The organism is Paraburkholderia silviterrae, assembly GCF_004353915.1.
In the GTDB taxonomy this organism is placed as follows: domain Bacteria; phylum Pseudomonadota; class Gammaproteobacteria; order Burkholderiales; family Burkholderiaceae; genus Paraburkholderia; species Paraburkholderia silviterrae.
Window position 1 is genome coordinate 489,019 of record NZ_SMRP01000001.1, and the last position, 22,068, is coordinate 511,086.

A 22,068-nucleotide genomic window follows, 5' to 3' on the forward strand; every position below is an offset into this window, starting at 1 on the left:
GCCACGCCCCCGCCCTCGCGCTGCGGCACGCCCGGTGATCTGCCGGGTGCGCCGCAGCGGCATCATTTACGTGTGGCGCACGACGAGTTCCGTGAAACCCGAGCGCGCATCGTGCTCGCGTGAGAAACGGTACGTGGGCAGCAGCATGAGCAGGACTTCGGCTGTCGTGCGCACGATGCAGCCACGCGCCACGTGCCCGCCGAGCACACGGCCTTGCGCGTCGGACACGCTCGCATGCAGATGCGCGCCGTCCGGCGACAGCGATCCTGCCAGCGTGAGAATTTCATAATCGCCGCGCAGGGAGGCGGGCGTATCGACGCCTGCGAAGCGCAATTCAACCGCGCTCAGGCTGCCGATCCCCTGGACGACATACGCCGCCGCGACGCGATGTTCGGCAAGCGCGGCGCAAAGCGACTCGCGCAAATTGTTGCCGGGCGACAGCCTGAGGGGTAGCGCATGCATGAGAGAGGCTCCAGCAAGAGTTCCGGCACGACAGATTAAGCCCGTTCGCGCCTGCCCGCAACGCGCGTGGCCGGACGCGCTCACGCCTCGCGCGACGCGGTAGTATCGACATCGTGCGGACCGTGCGGGTCCGCCGCCACGATCCGGGGCTCGCTCATGCCACCTCACCCGCGTGCGCCGGCGCGCACGGTTCTGTTCGGCGCGTTCGACCGCCATAATTTCGGCGATCTGCTGTTTCCGCACGTGCTGGAGCGCATGCTCGCGCCGCGCGCCGTGTGCCACGCCGGGCTCGCGACACGCGATCTGCGCGCCTGCGGCGGCCATGCCGTACGCGCGTTCGGCGCGCTTGCCGCTTGCGCTCGCGGTGTTGCGCTGAACGTCGTCCACGTGGGCGGCGAACTGCTGACCTGCGATGCATGGGAAGCCGCGGTCATGCTCGCAGCGCCTCACCGCGTGCAGGCATTAATCGCCCAGCAGCAGCCATGGAAGGACGATCCCTTGGGGTGGGCGCAGGCCCATGTGGGCTTGTCGGCGCGCGCGCCGTACGTGCTTTCGAAAACAGCGCTGGCGCAGGCGCGGATCGAAACGCTCTGCTTCCACGCGGTTGGCGGCGCGGGTCTGGATCGGCGCGACGCGCCGTTGCGCGATGAGGTGCTGGAAAAACTCAGGATGGCAGATCATCTGAGCGTGCGCGATCGGCAAACTCTGGCTCAACTGCATGCGCAAGGCATCGACGCTCAGCTCGTACCCGATCCCGTCGTCATGGTGGCGGAATTGTTCGGCGCGCGAATTCGGCAGCGCGCCGCGCAAGACGCCATGCAAGCCGTCACTCGCGCGCTCCCGCAGGGCTACGCGGCAATCCAGTTCGACGCGAGTTTCGGTGACGATGCCACACTCGACGTGCTCGCGCGCGAGATAGCACGGGCGGTGCGCACGCGGGGACTCGGCATCGTGCTGTTTCGCGCGGGGGCCGCGCCATGGCACGACGATCTGGACGCCTACCGCCGCCTTGGCGCGCGCATCGAGGGCACGCCCTTCATGATCTTCGCTTCGCTCGATGTTTGGGATATTTGCGCACTGATTGCGCACAGCCGCATCTTTTGCGGCAGCAGCCTGCACGGCAGGATCGTCGCAATGGCGTTCGCCAAGCCCCGCATCAATATCGTTCACGCGCAAGAAGCGATGCAGCCGCCCAAGCAGGCCGCGTTCGCCGCGACGTGGGAAGCTGCGGAAATCACCGCAACGGCAACTGTGGACGAGATTGCCGAGGCGATAGACACCGCGCTGGATGCCGACACGGCATTATTGCGGCACACGGCGGACGATCTCGCACGCCGCTACCGCGCGGCGTTCGAACCGCTATATGCCCTCGCCGGGTAATTCGCATAGCAAACGAATCGAACCCATGAAACGAGGGCACAAAAAGCAACCGGCCCGCCGGCGAAATGCGCCTCGTGAGCACATTTCGCACGGCGGGCCGGCCATGCTTTGCCGGAAAACACGGGAGCGGACCGGCCGATCCGCTACCCGCAGTTTTCCGCTTCCGATCAGACGATCGGGCTTCGATTAGAAGCGGTGACGCAGACCAACCGTTGCAGCGACCTGGTTCGGCGTGGTCGACGGCGACAGCGTGTTGATCATGGCAACGTTCGAAACGCCGTTCAGCGAGCCCGAAGCGTGCTGGTAGACGCCTTCGACGTAGACGTCGGTGCGCTTGGAGAGCGAGTAGTCAGCTTGCAGCGAAACGGTGTGCCACTTCGGATCAGCCGAGCCAACGTTGCTCGTGAGCTTGCCGTCCGTGAACGTGTACGCGGCGTTCAGGCTCAGAGCCGGCGTCAGCGCGTAGGTGCCGTTCAGTTCGAAGTTGTCGAGGCGCAGGCCCGTGTTCGGCTGCGTGAACACGATTTGCGTGTCGCCGCCCTGGCCGCCAGCGATCAGGCCCTGGTATTGCGTGTGGGTCCACACGAAACCGACCGTTGCCGGGCCGTACGTGTAGTTCGCGCCTGCACCGAAGGTACGCTGCGTTTGCGCCGACAGGTTGAAGTTGTTGCCATTGCCTGCCGAGTTCGCGCCGTTCGCGTTGCTGTTCGTGCGCGAGTTGTTCATCTGCAGGTAAGCAGCCGCGACGTTCAGCGGGCCGTTGCCGTACGATGCGCCAAGGCTCCATGCGCGGTTGTTCGCGAACTGGCCAGCGTCGTTGCTGAAGCCGTACAGGCCGCCGAACTTCAAGCCTGCGTAGTTGGCGCTCTGGTACTTGACCGCGTTCTTGATCGAGAACGAGTGGTCGAGGTTGTCGTTGTCGAACGGGTGAGCGGCCATGTTGTTGCCGTAGCCCGCACCTGCTTCCGACAGCGGCGACAGGTAGTCGACCATCGAGTCGTACTGGCGGCCGAGCGTCAGTGCGCCGTACTGGTCGCTTTGCAGACCGACGTACGCTTGACGGTTGAACATCGTGTTCGATTCGGAGTCACGGCCGTTGTTCAGGTTGAAACCGTTTTCCAACTTGAAGATCGCATGCAGACCGCCGCCCAGGTCTTCGCTGCCCTTCAGGCCGAAGTACGTGTCGGACAGGGCGCCGCTGCCCTGGTTCCATGCTGCGTGGCCGCCCGCGTTGTTCGCGTAGACGATGCCCGCATCCAGCGAACCGTAAAGCGTGACGCTGCTTTGTGCGTGAGCCGAAACTGCGAACGCGCTCAGGACGCCCGCGATGATCAAAGTGTTCTTCATGACTTTCCTATATGACATTCAGACCGCGCTGAAGTGGCCCGGGTTCTGGAACCACCCCGGCAATCTCGGAGCGAAGTTTAAGTGCCAATGCATCGGGAAAGGACTATTCACGCCGTGGAACACACCATTGCAGAATCTGGAAATATCAAGATTTTCGGGCTTAAAACCTTGTGTGGAAAGGAAAATTCCACTCTGCCCCCGTCATCGAAATGTCATGGACGTGTGGCAATCACGCGACGCCGTTGTCAAGTTAGTGAATTTGATTATTGCGGAATTCACTTTAAATATGACCTGACCCGTATGTTGGAGCCTGTTCCCGCTAATGCCCGAAAGCGAAACAAGGACGGCATAAACGCGGCGTTCGCCATTCATATTGCTATTTGCCAAGCCGGCGCGCGATGCGAGAAACGTCACTCGAAAAATTTCATCTCCTCGCGACGGGTTGGCGCCGCTGTCCCGTTCAATACGCATGAGGGCCACGCGCCCGCCACGAACCACGGGAGAGTTTCCATGCCACGCAAGCCGCTTCAAGCGCTCCTCGCCGCCGTCGTGCTGACGCTCGCCGGCACGTGTGCATTAGCACAGACCGTCATCATCGCGCCGCAAGCGCCGCCTGCGCCGCGCGCGGAAGTCATGCCGCCGCCGCGCGCCGGCTACGTGTGGGACCCGGGTCACTGGCGCTGGGAGCGCGGTGCCTATATATGGGCGCCGGGCCACTGGCAGCCCGTGCGCCGCGGCTACCGCTGGGTGCCGGGACACTGGGTGGCGCGCGGTCCGAACTGGCGCTGGGTGCCGGGGCATTGGGCCTGAAGCCGGCGCGGTGTCGTATATATTGAACGCTCGCGAACCGGCCCTGGGAGAGAACGACGATGAGACTCGCGCGTCACGAGCCGCTGCGTTCGCCCACAACGGCTGCGCGCGCGGCCCAGGCGCACCGGCACGGTGTGGCGCCTTGAGCGAGCGCGACCCTGACGCGGAGCTCGTCGCGCGCGTGGGCGCGCGCGACGCCGGCGCGGTACGCACGCTCGTCCTGAACAAGCTGCCGCGGCTCATCGCGCTCGCCACCCGCATGCTAGGCGACCGCATGGAAGCCGAAGACGTGGCCCAGGAGGCGTTTGTGCGCATCTGGAAGCAGGCGCCGCATTGGCGCACCGGCGAGGCGAAGTTCGACACGTGGCTGCACCGCGTCGCGCTCAATCTCTGCTACGACCGCCTGCGCGGCCGCCGCGAAGCGCCCGCCGAGACGCTGCCCGACGAAGCCGATCCCGCAGCGGCGCCCGAGCGGCAGCTCGAGGCGCGCACGCGCGACGCGCGAGTACGTGCCGCGCTGGCCGCGTTGCCCGTGCGGCAGCGCGAAGCGCTCGTGCTGACCTATTACCAGGAGCTTTCGAACCTGGAAGCGGCCGGCCTGATGGGCATCTCGGTCGACGCACTCGAAAGCCTGCTGGCGCGCGCCCGCCGCACCTTGCGCGCACAACTGGCCGGCGAACAGGCCGATAAGGACTCCGTATGACACCCGAACGATTCCACACGCTTGTCGAAGCCTATGGCGCCGATCCGCGCCGCTGGCCCGAGCACGAACGCGCCGACGCGCTCGCCTGGGCGCGCGCGCACCGCACCGAAGCCGATGCGGTGCTCGAAGAAGCCCTGGCGCTCGACGCCTGGCTCGCGCGCGACATGATCGCGCCGCCCTCGCGCGCGCTCGTCGAGCAGATCGTTGCGCTCGCGCCCACGCCTGTGCCGGTGCACCGGGCGCCTTCGAAGCGGCGCGTGTTCTGGTGGTCCGGCGCGGCGTTCGCGGGCGCCGGACTCGCGGGCGCGCTCGCCGGTGCGCTGACCATGTCGCTCGTGCTGCTCGGCAATCCGCCGCCTTCGGCAAACGACTCGGGCCATGACGCCGCGCACGAGAGCCCGTCGTGGATGAGCACGAGCTTCGACGGCTCGATCGACGAGTGGGGCGACGAATGAACGGACGCTGCTGGAAAGCGCTGATAGTGGGCTCGGTGCTGCTCAATGTGTTCCTGCTCGGCGCGATTGCGGGCGGCGCCTGGCGCTGGTTCGCCGTGCACGGCACGGCGCAGGCGCCGCAAGCGCAACGCATGGCGCTGCGCTTCGCCACCGACGAACTCCCGCCCGAGCGCCAGCAGCAGTTCCTCGACGCGCTCAAGGCGGCGCGGCGCGAAGGCCGCGAATACGCGCGCGCGGGCCGCGATGACCGCCGCCAGGTGCTCGATCTGCTGGCCGCGCCGCAGATCGACAGGCCCGCGCTCGACGCCGCGCTCGCGCACACGCGCGAAGCCGACCTCGCCATGCGCACCCAGGTGGAAAGCGCCATTGCCGACTATGCCGCCACGCTCACGCCCGAGGAGCGCGCGAAGTTTGCCCAAGGGCTCGAGCGCAGCGGTCAATGGCGCTTGCCGCTGAAGCAGCGCAAGGCCCCACAGCAAACGGCGAGCGAAGCGCAATAAGCGCGAAAACGAAACCCGCCATGAAAGGCGGCTAAAAGAAAATTTGCGCGGCAGCGACGGATCGATGCGCGTTGTGCGTTTAAGGAGAATACGCAACGCAACGAGGACAGCGCATGGAAAGCCTGCCAACCGCTCGCGCCGGCGCGATCGCGATGAATCGCTTCGGCCTTGGCGCGCGCTCCGACGAGACGCCCCCTGCCGACCCGCCGCGCTGGCTGCTCGACCAGTTCGCCCGCTACGAGCCGCTGCCTGCGGCATGGCGCGGCGAGCCTGGCGCGGTCGCTGTGACGACGCGCTTCGGTGAGGAGCGCCAGCAGCGCATGGCGGACAACGCGGCCGCCAGCGGCGCGAATGGCACTCATAGCACCGGAGGCATGAATGCCGTAAGCAACGGCAGCGCAAGCGAGGCGCCGCCAAACGCAGCCTCACCGCAAGCGGCTCAGCAGGCCGCGCGCCAGGCCACCAACCGCGCGATTCGCCTAGAGGGAGTCGAGATCTATCGCAATGCCGTGAACGCGCGCCTCACCAGTGCTTTGGACACCGAAACACCGTTCGTCGAGCGCCTTGTGCACTTCTGGTCGAACCACTTTGCGGTATCCGTCGACAAGGCGGCGCTCGCCGGCCTCGCGGGGTCGTTCGAGATGGAAGCGATCCGCCCGCACGTGCTCGGCCGCTTCGAAGACATGCTGGTCGCCGTCGAGCAGCATGCCGCGATGCAGATCTTTCTCGATCAGGTGCGCTCGGTCGGCCCCGACAGCCGCGCCGCGCTGCGCGCCGATCACAACGATCCCGCGCACAAGCGCGGCCTCAACGAGAACCTCGCACGCGAGATCATGGAGCTGCACACGCTCGGCGTGCGCACGGGCTATAGCCAGGACGACGTCACCGAATTCGCGCGCGCGCTCACGGGCTGGAGCGTGGCCGGCGCACGCGGGCCGCAACCGGGCAATGCTCAACCCGGCGTGGCGACGCCCGGCGCCTTCATTTTCAGGCCTGCGCTGCACGAACCGGGCGCACGCACGGTGATGGGCCGCCGCTACGACGAAGCGGGCGAAGAACAGGCGCTTGCGATCCTGCACGACCTCGCCCAAGCCCCCGCCACGAGCCGCCATATCGCGTTCCAGCTCGCGCGCCACTTCATCGCCGACAATCCGCCGCCGGCGCTTACCGAGCGCCTCGCCCAGGCCTTCGAGCAAAGCGATGGCGATTTGCCCACGGTCTATCGCGCGCTGGTGGAATCGCCTCTGGCATGGAACACCGCCGACGTGAAGTTCAAGACGCCGTGGGAATGGACCGTTTCTTCGATGCGCGCGCTCGGCTGGCGCGAGCGCGGCGACCTGAACGCCGCGCCGCTGCTCACGCAGCTAGGGCAGCCGATCTGGCGCCCGGGCTCGCCTGCCGGCTACGACGATATTGCCGCGAGCTGGGCCGCGCCCGATGCGCTGGTGCGCCGTGTGGAGGTCGCGCAACGCTTTGCGGCGCGCGTGGGCGACCGGCTCGATCCGCGCACGCTCGGCCCCGCCGTGCTGCCGGGCACGCTCAGCACGGCAACGGCCGCCGCGGTCTCGCACGCCGAAAGCGCGCCAACGGCCATCGCGCTGCTACTCGTCTCGCCCGATTTCCTGCGGAGGTAACCGGCATGCTTTCCCGCCGCCAATTCTTGCGCGTCGCCGCCGCCGGCGCGGGCGCGATGCTTGTCGCGCCGCAGATCGTGTTCGCGAGCGCGGCCACCGACCACCGCTTCGTCTTCGTGATTCAGCGCGGCGCCGCCGATGGCCTCAACATCGTCGTCCCCTACGCGGAGCCCGCTTACGCGAGCCTGCGCGGACCACTCGCCATCGACACCGCGAGCGCCACGAAACTGAACGGCACCTTTGCGCTGCACCCGTCGCTCGTGCAAATGGCGCAGATGTACCACGCCGGCCAGGCGCTCTTCGTGCATGCGGTTGCCTCGCCGTATCGCGACCGCTCGCACTTCGACGGCCAGAACGTGCTGGAGACGGGCGGCAGCGCACCCTACCAGGTGAAGGACGGCTGGCTCAACCGGCTCGTCGGCCTCGTGGGCGCCACGCGCGAGAACGCCATCGCACTCGCACCCACCGTGCCGCTCGCGCTGCGCGGCACGGCGCGCGCGACGTCGTATGCGCCCTCGGCGCTGCCCGCCGCGTCCGACGATCTGCTCACGCGCGTCTCCGCGCTCTATGAGGGCGATGCGCAACTGCGCGGCCTGTGGGCTTCGGCGATGAACGCCCGCGGGCTGGCCGGCGACGTGAGCGCGCATCAGGATCCTGCCAGCCTCGGCAAGCTCGCGGCGCAATTCCTCGCGCGCGCGGACGGCCCGCGCATCGCGATGATCGAGACCGGCGGCTGGGACACGCACAGTGCGCAGAACGCGCGGCTCGCGAATCAGCTCAAAGCGCTCGACACGATGCTCGCCTCGCTGCGCGATAACCTCGGCCCTGCGTGGGACAAGACCACCGTGCTCGTGGCAACGGAGTTCGGCCGCACGGCGGCCGCCAACGGCACGGGCGGCACCGACCACGGCCAGGCGTCGGTGGCAATGCTCGCGGGCGGCGCCGTGACGGGAGGGCGTGTGATCGCCGACTGGCCGGGCCTGCGCCCCGCCGATCTCTACGAGCAGCGCGACCTCAAGCCCACGGCCTCGCTGGACGCACTCATTGCGGGCGCCGCCGCCGAAAGCCTGCGACTCGACCCACAGCGCACGGCTGCCGTGCTGTTCGCGCAAGCGGGTGCGCAGCAGCCGGTTAGCGGGCTGATTCGAACCTGAATGAACAATAAGGATAACGGACGATCTGGCGCGAGAAGGCCAATACGCCGATCGACGAAACATAAAACCGCAGATCAAGGAGGAACTCAATCGTGAAGACGAAGCCGATGCTTCTCACCGCCCTGCTCACCGGCACGGCCCTGCTTTCGGCGTGCGTGGTGGAGCCGGCGCGGCCGCCCGAGCCGCCGCCGCGCGTCGAAGTCGTGCCGCCCGCGCCGCAGCCGGGCTATCACTGGGTGAAGGGACACTACCGCTGGGAAGGCAACCATTGGGCCTGGGTTCCCGGGCACTGGGCCGGCTGGTAAGCACGCGGCCACCAGGCGCGCGCGGCGCGAGCGTGCCGCGCGCATCCGCCATCAGAAGGCGATCGTCGTCCTCACGCCCACGACCGCTTCGTCTCCCACGCGCTGCGTGAGGTTCTGCGGATCGGGAATACCGCCCGCCGGCCTGAAGAAGTACTGAAAGTCGGCCTGCACCTGCCACCACGGCGCCACCTGATACTGGTACGTTGCCTCCAGCACGGTCTCCGAGCTGCGCGACGGATAACCCGGCGTATACGCTGCGGTGTCGCTTGCGAGATCCTGGGCGTGCGAACCGATCTTGGCGTAGCCCACCGCAAGCCCCACCGTATCGTTGTCGCGTCCCTTGAACGGCGCCTTCAGCGTCACGCCCGCATTCACGGCAAGATCGACGAGATTGCGGTCGCCGGGCGCACCCATCACCCGTGCGAACACGCCCAGCGATTGCGGGCTGTCCGCGCTCGGGCGCCACACCATCTGGTCCGCGACCGCGTAGAAGCTATAGTCGCCGCGATGCGACTGCGGCACGCCCGTGCTCGCCGGATTTGCGAGCGACAGACCGGTATTGTCGAAGTGCTGGTCGGCGAAGCGGCCCGTGTTGTACCAGAAGCCCAGCTTGTAAGTGCCTGGCAATCCTGCGTTCTTCGCATCGGCCGGATTCGACGGCGCCGGGTTGAGCGCATACTGCACTTCGCCGATAAAAAGTGCGCTGTCGTGCAGATTGAAGTTCGTGCCGCTCGCATTGAGCTTCTGCGGATCGCCCACGCCGTTGCCCGCCGGATTGCCGTCGAACACGCCCGCCAGCACGGTCCACGAGTCGGACGGCGTCACGCGCAGGCGCGCGCCCAGTGAGGAAAGCGGATACGCCGGGCCGCCCGCCGGCATGTCGGTGGAGGGCAGCACGGGCCAGCCGAAAGTGGCATTCATGAACGTGCCCGCGTACTGGCTCACCATGAATTCCTGGTCGAGGCTCTGCTGGCCGATCTTCACGTCCGCCTTGCCGCCCGCGAAGCTCTGCTGATACCAGAGCTCCCAGAGGCGCGTCGTGGCGTCCGCTTCGATGCCGGTCGCGGTTTGCAGCGTCTGCAAGTTGCGCTGCGTGAGATTCGTGCCGTGAATCTGCAGGGCCGAAACGTTGAAGATGCCGCCGGGCAGACCGAACGCCTTTTGCGTATCGAGGCCGAGGCTCATCTCGGTGAGCCCGTCATAGGCGCCGCCGCGATGCGTGCCGCCCGAGAGATTGTTCAGATACTCGCTCGTCTCCTGCAGGCCGAACGTAATGCCGCGCTCGCCGAGCCAGGGGCGCAATCCGCCCATGTCGCCGAACAGCGTCGCGCGGTCCCACAAGCCCGTGGGCGCGGGCGCCGCGTCGGCGCCTTGCTCCGCTTGTTGTGCTGCCGGCACTGCCGGTGCGGCTTCTTGCGCTTGTGGCGCGGGCGCGGCCTGTGCCGCATCGGGCGCGGCGCTCGTCTGTGCGTGGGCAGCCGGCGCCAGACCCAGCGCAAGCAGAACGGCGAGGCCGAGGGGCGAACGGGCGAACGACGGCGTGCCTTTCGATGTTTTTCTCATGATGATTGAGGCGTTTTTTCCCAGTGCAAAGACCGGGACGATTGCAGGAAATCGCGCGAGGCGGGTTGGAATTCAGGCCATCTGCAAGGATGGCGAAGTAATGCGACGATCTCTTTACGAGAACCACCAGCTCAGGCGCATGGCGCGATCGATCCCGCTAGTGGTGGACGACGCGCACAGCACCGCGGCCAATGCGATGGCCACAGCAACGAGGGCCAGCACCATGCCGCCCGAGGGCGGCGACGAACCGCCGGCACGGGCGGGCAACGGCGCCATGCCGAGAAAGAACGTAATGAATGTTTTGACGAACATAAGCCCACCTCCGTCCAGCCCGCATGAGACGGGCGACGAACGACGACGTGAGAACGCCTCGCAAGCAGGCTTGCGACGGACGATTCAACAGAGGGAGCGTGCTGCAAAGAAGCGCGCTAACCCGACTCAGCGAGTTAGCGGCGAAGGAAAGAGGTCCTGCGGCGGCTAACTCGCGGTTGTGACGCCGGCGCAGGCCGGCATCGAACTTCCACTGCTAGAGCATGTGTCCACGAGGGACTCCTTTTGGTATGACGGGGCGGATTGTATTCGCCCTCTGCAAAAAAACGCAAGCAAAAAGATCGCCTGAACAATGCGCTCGAATGCTCTGCAACGAGGCACGTTCGCGACAGTCTCGATACGCAGGTCTCCTGTGCAATCATCCACTCTCCCCCAGCCTCGGCACGAGGCTTTCGCGCACCTTTCCTGAAGCTTCAATGAAGCCCCTCAACTTACCTTTCAATTACCTGTACGTCGCGACGTTTTTTTGTTCCGCCTCCAAAAACGTGTTGACGCGTCGCGTGCACGCTACCTAAAATTTAGAAATCTTCACGAAAGGGGCTCACGCCTTGGACACCTGCAGTAGTCGATCTTCGAACTGTTTCGCTGCCTGACCGGCAAGACGTCCGCGCTTCCTTCTCACAGCCGCCGTCCCGCCAGCAGGCAGACGGTGCGCGCCGTAGCAACACTCCCCGTGCACCCCACAATTTAGCGCCGTCTGGACGCGGCTTTCACGCGTCCTCACGGCAGGCGTTGCGAGCCTGCGCTCGCGACTGCGTTCGTGCGCGCCCATTCGCAAATGGCGCTGCGCGCGAGCGCGTGGATCAACACGCGTGTACTCCCTGTACGCGCCTCGCTCATGAAGGAGCCGCCATGCCGGATAGTGACAGTTATCCCTTACGTCCGACCCTTTTGACTTATTCATTCCTGAACACGGAAAGCGAGTAGTCGTCCGCCGCCATACGCGCCCCGCGCATGGCCGCCCGGGCCTGCTGGCTTTTCGCTGAACGCGTCGAGCCAGACGCCCGGAGCAACATCATGTCATTCGCACTCCTGCTTTACAAGCTGCCCCATGTCGAAGAGGCGCGTGCCCAATACGAAGGCCTGCTCGCCTTGCACGAACACGTGCCGGGCTTGCCTGCCCGCCTCTGGCAACGCGTCAAGCAGCTCTTCTCGTAAGCGGTGCGCCTCGCGCGCACGGCGCAAAGCCAAGCTCCCGCCAGCCACCCGACAACTCAAAAGACGAGAACGCCATGTCCACTCCAACCAACTTCCAGCCGGCGAACGTTTCGCCGCCACGCAGCGCCGTGCTCGACGAGGCGCACCTGGGCGACATCAAAGGTGCGCTCGGCACCATCTCCCATTACGACCTCGCTCCGCGCACGGGGTGGTGGGCGCGCCTGCGCACGCTGCTCGCGATCCTCGGGCCCGGTCTCATCGTGATGGTGGGCGACAACGACGCGGGCGCCTTCGGCACCTATACGCAAGCCGGCCAGAATTACGGCACCACCCTGCTCTGGACGCTGCTGCTGCTCGTCCCGGTGCTCTACGTGAACCAGGAAATGGTGCTGCGTCTCGGCGCGGTCACGGGCGTCGGCCACGCACGCCTGATCTTCGAGCGCTTTGGCAAGTTCTGGGGCGCCTTCAGCGTGATCGACCTGTTCATCCTCAATGCGCTCACGATCGTGACCGAGTTCATCGGCATCACCTTCGTGCTCGACTTCTTCGGCATTCCGAAGATGCTGGGCGTATGCATTGCCGCTGTGCTGACCATGGCGGCCGTGAGCACGGGCGACTTCAGGCGCTTCGAGCGCTTCGCCGTCGCGCTGTGCGTGCTGAGCCTGCTGCTCGTGCCGGTGCTCGTGTCGATTCACCCAAGCGTTGGCCAGATGACGCGCGACTTCTTCATTCCCAACTGGCCCGCCCATTCGAAGCTCTCCGACGTGATGCTGCTCGTGATCGGCATCGTCGGCACCACCATCGCGCCCTGGCAGTTGTTCTTTCAGCAGAGCTACGTGATCGACAAGCGCATCACGCCGCGCTTCATGAAATACGAAAGGGCCGATTTGTGGATCGGCATCTTCTTCGTGCTGATTGGCGCGGTGGCCATGATCGCATTCTGTGCGCAGCTCTTTGCCGGCAAGCCCGAATTCGGCAGCTTCACCGACGCGGGCGGTGTGATCGCCGGCCTGGAAAAGTATGCGGGGCACACGCCGGCCGTGCTGTTCGCGGTCGCGCTGTTCGACGCGGCCATCATCGGCGCGGCGGCGGTGTCGCTTTCGACGGCCTATGCGATCGGCGACGTGTTCAAAATCCGGCATTCGCTGCATCGCGGCGTGAACGACGCGAAGGGCTTTTACCTCGTCTATTTCGGCATCGTGGCCGCCGCGGCCGCCATCGTGCTGATTCCGGGCAGCCCCCTGGGCCTCTTGACTGAAGCCGTGCAGACCCTCGCGGGCGTGCTGCTGCCGAGCGCCACCGTGTTCCTGCTGCTGCTGTGCAACGACCGCGCCGTGCTCGGGCCCTGGGTCAATTCGAAGGCGCTGAACCTGTTCACGGGCGCGGTCGTCTGGGTGCTGGTCATGCTCTCGATCGTCCTCACCGCTTCGGTCATGTACCCGGACATGAGCGGCGAGACGATCATCGATATCCTCGCGGCCGGCACGCTGCTGGCCGTGGCGGCCCATGCGGCCATAATCGGATGGCGCTGGCTGCGCGGCGAAAGCCCGGTCGTCACCCAGAGCTGGCCCCAGGGTGCCCGCGATATGTGGCGCATGCCGCCGCTCGCCGAATTGCCACCGCCCAATCTCACGCTCGCCAAGCGTGTGTGGATGGGCGTGCTGCGCGGCTATCTGATTCTGGCCGTGGCGCTCGTGATCGTGAAGGTGGTGCAGATGACGGTCTTGCACTGAGCGCGAAACTGCGCGGCTCAAGCGCGGCTCAAGCGCAACTCAAGCGCGGCGCCAAAGAAGCGGCAACCTTCGGTTGCCGCTTTTCGAGGTGCTTTTGCCGGACCCTGGCGCGGTAACGCTATCAGGCGGCTTGGGTGCAATGGTTCGGCATGCTGAGCGCCGCCTCGTCGGCTGCGAGCGCTTGCGGAATGGATTCCTTGAGAAAGTCGACGAAGGTCCGAATCTTGGCGTCGAGATATTGCCGCGACGCGTACATCGCGTACACCCTGAGCTGCTGGAGCCGATAGTCCGGCAAGACCCGCAGCAAAGAACCGTTGCGCAGCGCGGGGACCGCCGACGACATCGGCAGCGAGCCGATGCCCACCCCCTCGCGCAGCGCGGCGGCAAGGGCGTCGGCAACATTGACCTGGAATGTCGAGGGCGGCAATTCGAACGTCTCGGCTCCGCCCGGCCCCTCGAGGTGCCAGCGCTCACGCGGAAAGACCGGCGTGATGAGCTGCAGACAGGCATGGTCCGCGAGCTCGGCAACGCTGTGCGGCGTGCCGCGCTCGCGCAGGTAGCCGGGCGAAGCGCACAGCACGCTGTGCACCACGCCCAGCGTCTGCGAGACGAGCGCCGAGTCGGGCAACGCCGTCGAGCTCAGCTGCAAGGTCACGTCATAGCCTTCGTCGAGCAGGTCGGGCACGTGCTGCGAGAGCGTGAGCTCCACCGAGACCGACAGATAGCGCTTCTGGTACTGCATGACCGCGGGCACGACATAGGCTTGCCCGAAGCTCGTCGTGGCATGGACCCGCAGCCTGCCGGACGGCAGCGCCTGCGCGTCGCCGGCCTCGGCTTCCGCCTGGTCGATGTACGCGAGAATCTGCTCGCAGCGTCGAAGATAGCGTTCGCCGGCCTCGGTGAGGGCGACGCGGCGGGTACTCCGGTTGAGCAGTCGCGTCTGCAGATGCGTCTCCAGGCTCGCCACTGCGCGCGACGCAAATGCGGTCGTAATATCCAGGCGGTGTGCGGCGGCAGTGAAGCTGCCTTCTTCGGCAACGCGGGCGAAGATCCGCATGCAGTTCAGCGTATCCATCTGATGTAAGAAGCAGGGAGGGCATAGGGGCGCCGGAATCGCCAGACCCGCGCGCCAGCAGCGCTTCGGTTCGAGCTCCGTGCATGTACACACAGGACGCCCATGAGCCAGGTCCTGCGCGATCTGACACCGCCAAGCTTACCATCCATGCCGACGCGACGTGCATGGCGCGGCACTGCCTGCCGTCATCGAGCCACTTCCTCGCGGCGCTCCGCAGCCGGCGGCATGCCCGCCGTTTCCCGGACGCCTCCCGCGCAAGAGATAAAAAAAAGCCCGACTCAGTCGGGCCAAATTTCGAAGTACCAGGAGACTCCATTCAACAAGGAAGGAGACGACACGCCTGAACTACACGACGTTCTTTTCGACGATGGGATGGTTCTCCAACACACGGTCCCAGCTCAGCGAAGACAGGTCCAGGGTCGCGTATTTCCCGCCGATAATGAGCTCGCTCACGCCGCGGCCCGTTGCGGGCCCCTGCTGCAGGCCATGACCGCTGTAGCCGTTTGCGAACACGCAGTTATCGATCTCCGGGTGATAGCCGATGATCGCGTTATGGTCGAATACGTTGTACTCGTAGTAGCCCGACCAGCAATTCTCAACGCGCAGCGCCTCGAATTCCGGTACCCGATGCGCCAGAGTCGGCCAGATCACTTCGTCGAACAAATTGTGATCGACTTCGTCGAGCGGCAGATCGTTCGGGTCGTTCTCTTCGCCCGGCGAGGTCCCGGTGATATACGTCTTGCCTTCGGGGCGGAAATAAACGCCGGTGGGATCGATGAGCAGCGGGCTGTTCGTGAGCCGTGCCGGCGACGACACGTTGAAGATGCTGCGACGCCGGGCATACACCGGAATGTCGATGCCCATCATTTCGGAAATGCGGCGCGTCCACGCTCCAGCGGCGTTCACGAGCGTATCGCAGGCGTAGCGCTCTGCGTTGCTCGCCAGCACGTGCGTGACCTTGCGGCCGTCCAGCTCGAGACCGGTCACCTCCGCAGCAACATAACGCACGCCCAGCGCCTGTGCCTTCTTGCGCAGCGCCTGCACGAGCCCATAGCCGTCGAACCAGCCCTCGCCGCTGAGACCGTAAGCGCCGGCAACGATATCGTCCACGTTCAGCCAGGGGAACTTCTCTTTGAGCGCGTCCGGCGAGAGCAGCGCGATGTCCGCCCCCAGACTCGTTTGCAGTGCGTGGTTTTCGCGCAGCGTGGCTTCGCCCGTCGAGGTGGCCAGAAACAGGTAGCCGCCCTCATGCAAGTCGATGGATGGCTTATGGCCCTCCACTTCGAGCCGGTCGCCGATACTGCGCAGGAATTCAATGCCGTACAGCGACATCTGAATGGACAGCGGCGTGGAGAATTGCTGCCGGATGGAAGCCGCCGATAGCGCCGACGACGACCTAGCATAGCTCGGGTCACGCTCGATGACCGTCACGGCAATCGTCGGATCCGACGCGCGCAAAAAGTAAGCGATAGAACTACCGATGACCCCGCCGCCAACGATAACGACTTTTGCACTCACGACTTGCTCCAGATTCCAGATAGCCAGGCACACCGCGCGGGAAGCCGGTCCAGTGGCGAGGCAACTACGCGCTCCATCGCAAGATGCATTGGCTCGCGCGCTGCCCAGCCCCCTGAAAGTCTCCCCACGCCCAGAGTGAGTTTTATTGTTAGTCGATGTTGAAATCGATGCCTTGCGCGAGTGGCAGCGCCGATGAGAAGTTCACCGTATTCGTTGCGCGCCGCATGTAGGCCTTCCACGCATCCGAGCCCGACTCGCGGCCGCCGCCGGTCTCTTTCTCGCCGCCGAATGCGCCACCGATTTCCGCACCGCTCGGGCCAATGTTCACATTGGCAATGCCGCAATCGCTGCCCGACGCGGAAAGGAAGCGCTCGCTCTCGCGCAGGTCGGTCGTGAAGACGCACGACGACAGCCCGTGGTGCGCAGCATTGTTTGCCTCGATTGCGTCTTCGAAGCGGCTGTACTTGAGCACATAGAGAATCGGCGCGAACGTTTCAGTCAGCACGATCGCGGTTTGCGCAGGCATCTCGACAATGGCCGGGCGCACATAGAAGCCCTTTTCGTTGCCCGCGACCGCATGGCGTTCGCCGCCAAAAACCTTGCCGCCTTCCTGCTTTGCCTGCCCGAGTGCGGCTTGCATGCGATTGAACGACTGCTCGTCGATGAGCGGCCCCATCAGCGTGCCCTGCTCCAGCGGGTTGCCAATCGAGACCTTGCTGTAGAGCGTCTTCAACCGTTCCACAGTCTGCTCATAGACGCTCTCATGAACGAACAGGCGGCGCAGCGTCGTGCAACGCTGGCCGGCGGTGCCCACCGCCGAGAACAGGATGCCGCGCAGCGCCAGTTCCATGTCGGCCGTGCCCGAAACGATGCCGGCGTTGTTGCCGCCGAGCTCCAGAATCGTGCGGCCAAAGCGGCGCGCGACTTCCACGCCAACGGCGCGGCCCATTTCGGTGCTGCCCGTGGCGCTCACGATGTTCGAGCGCGGATCGGCCACCAGCTTCGCGCCCACGTCGCGGCCGCCATTGATGAGGCTCGTGAGCCCTTCGGGCGCCCCGCCGAATTCCTTGAGCGCATCCTGAAGAATCTTGTCGACGGCCAATGCGGTCAGCGGCGTCTTCTCCGAAGGCTTCCAGATGACCGCGTTACCGCACACCAAGGCGAGCGCCGCATTCCACGACCATACGGCGGCCGGAAAGTTGAACGCCGAGATGACCGTGCAAACGCCCATCGGATGCCACGTCTCGGCCATGCGGTGACCCGGACGCTCCGACGCGATGGTCAAACCATAGAGCTGACGCGAGAGACCCACCGCGAAGTCGCAGATGTCGATCATCTCCTGCACTTCGCCCAGCCCTTCCTGGAGGATCTTGCCGGTCTCGAGGGTGATGATGCTGCCCAGCGCGTGCTTGCGCTCGCGCAGCTTGTTGCCCAGCACGCGGACCAGTTCGCCGCGCCGCGGCGCCGGCACGTTGCGCCAGGTCTTGAAAGCCTCGTGAGCTTTCGCCAGCGCGGCGTCGGCATCGGCGACGGACTGGCTCGCCACGCGGCCAATCAGCTCGCCATTGATGGGCGAATGAACGGCAATATCACCTGCTTCTGCGAGATGGGAAATGCCAAGTTCCGAAAGGATGGTAGATGCTTTCACGGAGAAACCTCGTCGATGTTTCCGATAGGAAATATTGATACTTTAGGAAACTATACACGCGGAGCCGGGCACGGGCAACGTTGTCAACGTCGCCAGCTGCGTTGCGCAGGAACCCCGCTCGTCAGGAAATCTCGCGGCGCACGCTGCGCGGCGGCGCGCCCCGCTCCCGGCCCAGCACGAAAATTTCGCATCGGAAACAATCATGCCGCGAAGTCGCTGGCAGCAGGGTCAATGGCACAGCTCGCGCCGGGGCGCCTGCCACGCTGGCTGGCAAGCCCCGGATTTCCGCGGACCGGGCTCAGTCCGTCGTCTTCGTCGTCACCGGCACCCAGGCAACGTCTTTCACCTGGTACATCGTCGAACTCGGGCTCTTGAGGTCGCCGGTCTGGGTGAAGGCAATCCGGCCCGTAATTCCCTGGTAGTCCGTCGACTTCAGTGCGGCATTGAACTGCGCGGGGTTGACCGAGTTGGCCGTCTGCATCGCCTTGATGGCAACCCATGCCGCATCGTAGGCAAACGGCGCGTACGCCAGCATGTCCATGCCGTATTTCTGCTTGAACTTCACCTCGAAATCGCGCCCTTTGGGCAACGCGCTCAGCGGCTGGCCGTACTCCCATACCGCGGCGCCGTTCGCCGCATCGCCGGCAATCTTGATGAAGTTCGCGTCCTTCACGCCGCCGCCCGCGAGAAACTGGGCCTTGATGCCGAGCTGGCGCATGCGCTTGACCAGCATGGCCGCCTGCGTATCGAGACCGCCGAAGAAGACGAGGTCCGGATTGTGGCCCTTGATGGCGGTCAGTTGAGCCGAAAAGTCGACCGCCTTGTCGTTGGTGAACTCCCGGTCGACGATCGTGCCGCCGTTTGCCTTGACGGCCTTGGCGAATTCGTCGGCCTCGCCCTGGCCGAATGCCGTGCGGTCGTCGATGATGGCGATTCGCTTCGCCTTGCTGACCGCCGCGGCGTACGCGCCTGCGTTGCCGGCGTTCTGCGAGTCCGTGGCGATCACCCGGTAGACAGTGCCGAAGCCGGCCTGAGTAATAGCCGGGTTCGTTGCCGCCGGGGTAATCATCGGAATGCCCGCTTTCGCGTAGATCTGCGATGCCGGCAGCGTCGTGCCGGAATTGAAGTGACCGACCACGACCGCGACGTGATCGTCGACGAGACGTTGGGCCACCTGCACGCTGACGCGAGGATCGCTCTGGTCGTCCTGGGAATCGACGACGAACTTGACTGCCTTGCCGCCGATGGTCGGATGGCTGGCATTCGCCTCATCGACTGCCATGCGCACGCCGTTTTCGATGTCCTTGCCATAAGCGGCGCCGCCACCCGTGAGCGGGCTCGCAACGCCAATCTTCACTTCGACCTGCTGGGCATTGACGGCCCCGGCCGCCAGCAGGAGAGAGACGGCAACCAGCGCAGGACGACAGGAAGTGCGAATACGAGCAACCATTGGGCGTTCCTTTGATATCGGTATCGACACATCGCGCACCTCGCCAACCGCAGCGGGCTCCAGCGCGCGATATTCATCTCCCGCCTCAACACGCGGCGCCTGGCCCGCGTGCGGCGAAGATGCAAGGAGATTGTCGGCAGCCAATAGACCGGCATCAAACGATATCTATGCACGACCTGATGCGTTTTTGTCATCAAGTCCATGAGATCGGGGGATTCCGCGAGGTCTCTTGTGGGAGGCAGGGCACTGGGGAATACCCCGATCGAACCGGCGCCAGCCTATCAAGACGACGTGATGGCGCTCGTTGCGATGGGCTGAAATGCCCGCTCGCCCGCTCCTCACGGGCGTTTCTGGGCCGGTCGAATGGTGCCTGCCACGCCCTTTATAATTCGGCATCCGAACCATCAATCAGGGAATTTGTTCCGTTTGAACACAACTCCCCAGTTTCCAAACGTCTTCAGCGTGACGGCATAACAGGTTCGCAACAGCATTTCCCCATGCGACTACGACACCGTGTCCAGCCAACCGCTCGCCAAGGTCCCGCAGGCCTAGCCTGCGGTGTGCATAGGAGAATTTTCGCGCGAACGATTCAAGGCTCACCGCTGCCGTCAACGGGTTTCGCCTTATGAATGCGTTTCCTGGTATTTCTTGAGTCGATGCTAAGACGGCATGGAATCCAGGAAGACATAGAGCGCAGCAATCATCCCGTCGCGAACGATGATCACATCGATGCCCGTATAGTGGGGGGCCTCGCCGCGCGGGCCCGATCCCCACGCGAGGCGGCCGGCATTGTGCAGCGCTTGCGCCTCACCGATCGGCGTGTAGGCGAAATGCGGATGCGTGGCTCGAAGCTCGCCCGAGAATTTGTCGAGGGCATCGTGCCCAACGAATACACCTGGTGGCGCGTAGAGCACGCAGTCCTCCGTATAGAGTTCCTCAATAGCTGCGCGGCGACGCTTTGCGTCGCCTTCGCCGAATACCTCTTGCAGGTTGCGATAGAGCAGTTCGTTGATACGTTCGTTCATAATGGTTCTCCTTTCTGACTGGCTTGAGAGTACGCCTGATCAAATTGCGCGAATGGCTAAAAATCAGGACATTGCATTGCACTACTGAGCGAGTGCCAGCGTTTTTTCGATGGCGGTGACGACAGCGGGCCGCGCGGCCATTTCTTCATGCCAGCGAGCGACAAATGGAAACTTGTCGAGAGTCGCGCCTATGGACTGATGACGCCACACCCACCCGAAATGAGCGATATCCGCAATGCTGTACCCGTCGCCGGCAACGTACGGGTCGCGTTCGAGAATCTCATTGAGAACGCCCAGCGTCCGCTCGACTTCCGCAAGCGCCTGCGACTTTGCCTCGGGTTGGGGCGACGGCTGCAGCGCAACCCGAAACGCCTGCCCAAACGCGGGGCTCAAGCCAGATGCGTGAAAGAAAAGCTGCTCAAAAACCCTGGCGCGCCGTTGGCCGTCCCGCGGCAGAAGTTGCCCGGTCTTTTCCGCGAGGTGGACGAGAATCGCGGCGGATTCGCCGATGACCAGATCGCCTTCGCCAGGAACGGAGCGGTCGACGAGAACCGGTACTTTCCCATTGCGATTCATGACCTTGAAGGCGGCGGTCTTGTGCTCGCCCCGGCGCAGGTCGACGGGTACGAGCCGATAAGCGAGTCCCATCTCTTCCAGTGCGATGGGAACTTTGACGCTATTGGCAGTGGCGAACGCGTGAACTTCCAGCATGGTGCTCATGAGTCTTTCCTTTATGGGGTTTGATCGCCTGATGCGGCGAGCCGTGCGATGAGACAAATCTATGGCAGCGTGCTACTTTCCGAAATAGAAATGACTGAAAACCATCGTTGCAAAATTGCCGATGTCCAAGCTACCTGACTTTGAAGGGTTCGCGATGTTTGCGAAGGTCGCCGAAGAAGGCTCATTCGCCGCCGCTGCTGCGGCCATGGGCGTCTCCGTTGCCACGGTCTCGCGCGCCGTCACGCGTCTCGAGGAGCGGCTGGGCGGCCGGCTTTTTAACCGCACTTCACGGCGGCTCGCACTCACCGACTACGGCCACAGGCTGGCCGAGCGGGCCTCGAAGATCTACGCCGACGCCGAAGAGGCCGAGGATTTCGCGCGCGAGACCTCAAGCCGCCCGCGCGGCCTCGTCAAGCTCGCGGCGCCGCTGTCTTTCGGCGCGCGCTGGATTGCCCCGCTGCTGCCGGAGTTTTTCCAGATCTATCCGGAGATCTGTGTCGAGCTGCATCTCACGGATACCCATGCCGACCTGATTGGCGACGGCTTCGACGCCGCTCTGCGCATCGCCATCATGGAAGATTCGTCACTCGCTGCACGTCTCATTGCCCCGGTGCGCCGGTTTGTCGTGGCGTCTCCCGCCTACTTGTCCCGCCATGGCCGCCCGCAGCATCCGCATGATCTTGCCGCGCACCCGTGCCTGACCTACGCCAACCGGGGCAAGCGGGATGTCTGGCGCTTTACGCACAAGAGTGGCGAGGAATGCTCGATCACCCCTGCCGGAGCGTTGCGGGCAACCAGCGTGGAAGCGTTGCTACCCACGCTGCTCGCGGGACTGGCCATCACCGAGCTTCCCGAGTTCGTGGCGACGCAGTATTTCGTGGATCAACAGCTAGAACCGCTTTTGACGGATTGGCGCTTGCCCGAAGGCGGTCTGTATTTCGTCACGCCCACTGCCCGGGCACGCCCCGCAAAAGTGAGTGCGCTGGCCGACTTCTTCATCGCCAGGCTCACGCCGGCGCAATGGAGCGCCGAGGCGCAAATGGGCTGGCAGCCGCCAGGCCGTGGCGGCGGGTAATCCGCCTTGATGCGCGGGTGGAT

General features: G+C 64.9%; 21 protein-coding genes. 11 read left to right on the forward strand and 10 right to left on the reverse strand.

From position 1 onward, the window contains the following. Positions 1 to 66 precede the first annotated feature (66 nt). A complete protein-coding gene (locus tag EYW47_RS02170) occupies positions 67 to 462 on the reverse strand; it encodes a PPC domain-containing DNA-binding protein (RefSeq protein WP_133193234.1) in 396 nt (131 codons plus the stop codon). Positions 463 to 618: 156 nt separating this feature from the next. Between EYW47_RS02170 and EYW47_RS02175 the strand changes: the two genes are divergently transcribed. After that, on the forward strand, positions 619 to 1,842 hold the full coding sequence (locus EYW47_RS02175) for a polysaccharide pyruvyl transferase family protein (RefSeq protein WP_133193235.1): 1,224 nt from the start codon (positions 619 to 621) through the stop codon (positions 1,840 to 1,842). A gap of 186 nt (positions 1,843 to 2,028) precedes the next feature. Here the strand turns inward: EYW47_RS02175 and EYW47_RS02180 are convergent, their stop codons facing one another. Next, entirely contained in the window at positions 2,029 to 3,189 is a 1,161-nt protein-coding gene (locus EYW47_RS02180) for a porin (RefSeq protein ID WP_133193236.1), read from the reverse strand. A 510-nt stretch (positions 3,190 to 3,699) separates the two neighbouring features. Here EYW47_RS02180 and EYW47_RS02185 point away from each other — a divergent pair. The 7 genes from EYW47_RS02185 (at position 3,700) to EYW47_RS02215 (ending at position 8,750) form a co-directional block, all read left to right on the forward strand. Further along, positions 3,700 to 3,999 (forward strand): YXWGXW repeat-containing protein, encoded by a 300-nt coding sequence (locus tag EYW47_RS02185; RefSeq protein WP_133193237.1) that lies wholly within the window; start codon positions 3,700 to 3,702, stop codon positions 3,997 to 3,999. A gap of 142 nt (positions 4,000 to 4,141) precedes the next feature. Then, on the forward strand, positions 4,142 to 4,702 hold the full coding sequence (locus EYW47_RS02190) for an RNA polymerase sigma factor (RefSeq protein ID WP_133193238.1): 561 nt from the start codon (positions 4,142 to 4,144) through the stop codon (positions 4,700 to 4,702). Continuing rightward, positions 4,699 to 5,157, forward strand: a complete 459-nt coding sequence (locus tag EYW47_RS02195; RefSeq protein WP_133193239.1) for a hypothetical protein — start codon at positions 4,699 to 4,701, stop codon at positions 5,155 to 5,157. The genes EYW47_RS02190 and EYW47_RS02195 overlap by 4 nt, the downstream gene beginning before the upstream one ends. Beyond that, positions 5,154 to 5,657, forward strand: coding sequence for a periplasmic heavy metal sensor (locus tag EYW47_RS02200; RefSeq protein WP_133193240.1), 504 nt, complete (start codon positions 5,154 to 5,156; stop codon positions 5,655 to 5,657). Before EYW47_RS02195 ends, EYW47_RS02200 begins: the two co-directional genes overlap by 4 nt. A 113-nt stretch (positions 5,658 to 5,770) precedes the next feature. Then, positions 5,771 to 7,291, forward strand: coding sequence for a DUF1800 domain-containing protein (locus tag EYW47_RS02205; protein WP_133193241.1), 1,521 nt, complete (start codon positions 5,771 to 5,773; stop codon positions 7,289 to 7,291). Positions 7,292 to 7,296: 5 nt separating this feature from the next. Beyond that, a complete protein-coding gene (locus tag EYW47_RS02210) occupies positions 7,297 to 8,445 on the forward strand; it encodes a DUF1501 domain-containing protein (protein WP_133193242.1) in 1,149 nt (382 codons plus the stop codon). A 107-nt stretch (positions 8,446 to 8,552) separates the two neighbouring features. Then, positions 8,553 to 8,750, forward strand: coding sequence for a YXWGXW repeat-containing protein (locus tag EYW47_RS02215; RefSeq protein WP_133193604.1), 198 nt, complete (start codon positions 8,553 to 8,555; stop codon positions 8,748 to 8,750). A 51-nt stretch (positions 8,751 to 8,801) separates the two neighbouring features. Here EYW47_RS02215 and EYW47_RS02220 read toward each other — a convergent pair whose 3' ends face one another. Together EYW47_RS02220 and EYW47_RS02225 are read right to left on the reverse strand one after the other, a co-directional pair. Further along, entirely contained in the window at positions 8,802 to 10,313 is a 1,512-nt protein-coding gene (locus EYW47_RS02220) for a carbohydrate porin (protein WP_133193243.1), read from the reverse strand. A 114-nt stretch (positions 10,314 to 10,427) separates the two neighbouring features. Next, positions 10,428 to 10,625 carry a hypothetical protein gene (locus EYW47_RS02225; RefSeq protein ID WP_133193244.1) on the reverse strand — a complete coding sequence of 66 codons (198 nt, stop codon included), beginning with the start codon at positions 10,623 to 10,625 and terminating at the stop codon, positions 10,428 to 10,430. 1,035 nt (positions 10,626 to 11,660) lie between these two features. Here EYW47_RS02225 and EYW47_RS40720 point away from each other — a divergent pair. Both EYW47_RS40720 and EYW47_RS02230 read left to right on the forward strand, forming a co-directional pair. Beyond that, the gene (locus tag EYW47_RS40720; RefSeq protein WP_165976473.1) at positions 11,661 to 11,801 is read left to right on the forward strand and encodes a hypothetical protein; all 141 of its coding nucleotides are present in this window, start codon (positions 11,661 to 11,663) and stop codon (positions 11,799 to 11,801) included. A gap of 74 nt (positions 11,802 to 11,875) precedes the next feature. Next, positions 11,876 to 13,534: an Nramp family divalent metal transporter gene (locus tag EYW47_RS02230; protein ID WP_133193245.1), complete on the forward strand. Its 1,659-nt coding sequence runs from the start codon at positions 11,876 to 11,878 to the stop codon at positions 13,532 to 13,534. Between the two features lie 121 nt (positions 13,535 to 13,655). Here the strand turns inward: EYW47_RS02230 and EYW47_RS02235 are convergent, their stop codons facing one another. The 6 genes from EYW47_RS02235 to EYW47_RS02260 form a co-directional block, all read right to left on the reverse strand. Continuing rightward, positions 13,656 to 14,609 (reverse strand): LysR family transcriptional regulator, encoded by a 954-nt coding sequence (locus EYW47_RS02235; RefSeq protein WP_133193246.1) that lies wholly within the window; start codon positions 14,607 to 14,609, stop codon positions 13,656 to 13,658. A gap of 345 nt (positions 14,610 to 14,954) precedes the next feature. After that, a complete protein-coding gene (locus tag EYW47_RS02240; protein WP_133193247.1) occupies positions 14,955 to 16,127 on the reverse strand; it encodes an NAD(P)/FAD-dependent oxidoreductase in 1,173 nt (390 codons plus the stop codon). A 148-nt stretch (positions 16,128 to 16,275) separates the two neighbouring features. Then, the gene (amaB, locus tag EYW47_RS02245; protein ID WP_133193248.1) at positions 16,276 to 17,775 is read right to left on the reverse strand and encodes an L-piperidine-6-carboxylate dehydrogenase; all 1,500 of its coding nucleotides are present in this window, start codon (positions 17,773 to 17,775) and stop codon (positions 16,276 to 16,278) included. Between the two features lie 298 nt (positions 17,776 to 18,073). Then, positions 18,074 to 19,225 carry a branched-chain amino acid ABC transporter substrate-binding protein gene (locus EYW47_RS02250; RefSeq protein ID WP_133193249.1) on the reverse strand — a complete coding sequence of 384 codons (1,152 nt, stop codon included), beginning with the start codon at positions 19,223 to 19,225 and terminating at the stop codon, positions 18,074 to 18,076. A 659-nt stretch (positions 19,226 to 19,884) separates the two neighbouring features. Next, a complete protein-coding gene (locus tag EYW47_RS02255) occupies positions 19,885 to 20,250 on the reverse strand; it encodes a nuclear transport factor 2 family protein (RefSeq protein WP_133193250.1) in 366 nt (121 codons plus the stop codon). 81 nt (positions 20,251 to 20,331) lie between these two features. Further along, on the reverse strand, positions 20,332 to 20,970 hold the full coding sequence (locus EYW47_RS02260) for a glutathione S-transferase family protein (protein WP_240763500.1): 639 nt from the start codon (positions 20,968 to 20,970) through the stop codon (positions 20,332 to 20,334). 121 nt (positions 20,971 to 21,091) lie between these two features. Between EYW47_RS02260 and EYW47_RS02265 the strand changes: the two genes are divergently transcribed. Next, positions 21,092 to 22,045, forward strand: a complete 954-nt coding sequence (locus EYW47_RS02265) for a LysR family transcriptional regulator (RefSeq protein ID WP_133193251.1) — start codon at positions 21,092 to 21,094, stop codon at positions 22,043 to 22,045. Positions 22,046 to 22,068: the final 23 nt, after the last annotated feature.